2 protein-coding genes are annotated in these 1,397 nt (G+C 31.9%); one reads left to right on the top strand and one right to left on the bottom strand.

The window, feature by feature from the left end:
* On the bottom strand, positions 1–455 hold a 455-nt coding region (locus AC23MC_RS16390), incomplete at its 3' end, for a transposase (RefSeq protein WP_487569395.1).
* 244 nt (positions 456–699) lie between these two features.
* On the opposite strand from AC23MC_RS16390, the gene AC23MC_RS16385 reads away from it, so the two are divergent.
* Positions 700–1,299 (top strand): hypothetical protein, encoded by a 600-nt coding sequence (locus tag AC23MC_RS16385; RefSeq protein WP_487569396.1) that lies wholly within the window; start codon positions 700–702, stop codon positions 1,297–1,299.
* Positions 1,300–1,397: the final 98 nt, after the last annotated feature.

The raw sequence follows: 1,397 nt of genomic DNA, 5'->3' as shown, positions 1-1,397 counted from the left end.
GAAGCATTGGCTTTGATAAAAGCACTATCAACCGCTTGGCGTTTACCTCGAACCATTCCTTTTTCTACACAAAGCGAAAGTACTTTCTTGAAGAGTTCCATAAATACTTTTTCTCCATACAATTGACGTGTTCGGCTGATAGTACTGTGCCATGGCAATGCCTCGTCGATATCATAACGAATAAACAACCGAACGTCTAAACAATTAGAACAATATTCAATGAGTTTTCGATCGGAATTGATGTTGTTCAAATAGCCAACCAAACATATTTTGAAGAATACAACTGGGTCAATACTCTCTTGTCCTTCGTCTCCATAATAGTCTTGTGTAGCTTTATATAAAAACCGGAAGTCAATGGCTGTATCCAATATTCGGTAGAAGTTGTGCTCCGGAATCAAGTCCTGTAAATGAACTTGATAGAGCATTTTTGGGGTGAGTTCTTTTTTTCCTTGCATGACTAAAATTACAAAAAGTGAATCTTTTTTGCAAGATTTTTTTGGTATATTTGGGGAGTTGTGCAACAAGCACACGGGTTTTGCGTCAGGCGGGGTGCCGTGCAAACTTGGAGCTTTGTGCTTCTATTCAAGTTCAGTGCTGGTTGACAGTTTTGTGCTCCGAAACCCGCCCGAACGCAAAGCCCGAAAACGTTGTGCGTAATCTTCAAAAAAAAATAGACGAATTTAAAAACTAAATTGAAAAATGGCAATTATTGAACTTTTTATAATAATCATAAAAATAGTTTTCTATTCGGCAATGTATTCAAGTTTAATTTTATTGAATTTATTTATATTCTGGAAAGTTAAAAAGTGGTCAATATTAGAAGCCATTATGAAACGTAAAATGAAATTTTGGTTAATTATTCATTTTATTATTTCATTATCATTTTTTATATTTTCATTTTCATATTGGCAAGATTTAGGTTTAGGAGATAATCATATTATTCCTATTGGATATAATCAAACTATTCAAAATGAAGAATTTTCTTGGACATATTTCTATCCAGATTTAACGAAAACAGAACCAAATAAAGATGAAATAATAATAACGAACTACAAAATTGAAAACGAAATACTTTGTGCTGAAGTTTCGCATCAAAATACGGATAGTCCAAAATATGATTTCATAGTTTACAACTTAAAAACTAAAACAAACAAAACTTTTGAAAACATAAAAGAATATGAAAATTATGCAAATGAGAATAATCTACCAAGCAAAGAAAAGTTCTATAACTTTGAAAAACATTATGATGAATATTTAAGTAGTAAACCAAATTGGCAAAAATATCTTTTACCTAGATAAAAAAGACTACGCACAACAGCAGTAACCGTTGCACAACCCCCTCCAAAAACTAAATTTTCATTCTAATCATAAAAAACAACCTCGTTTAGTGCTTTCTA

The sequence above is a fragment of the Flavobacterium sp. T50_26 genome (assembly GCF_057652995.1).
The sequence above is the reverse complement of the archived record's forward strand: the minus strand, read 5'-3'. Positions and strand labels throughout refer to the sequence as shown.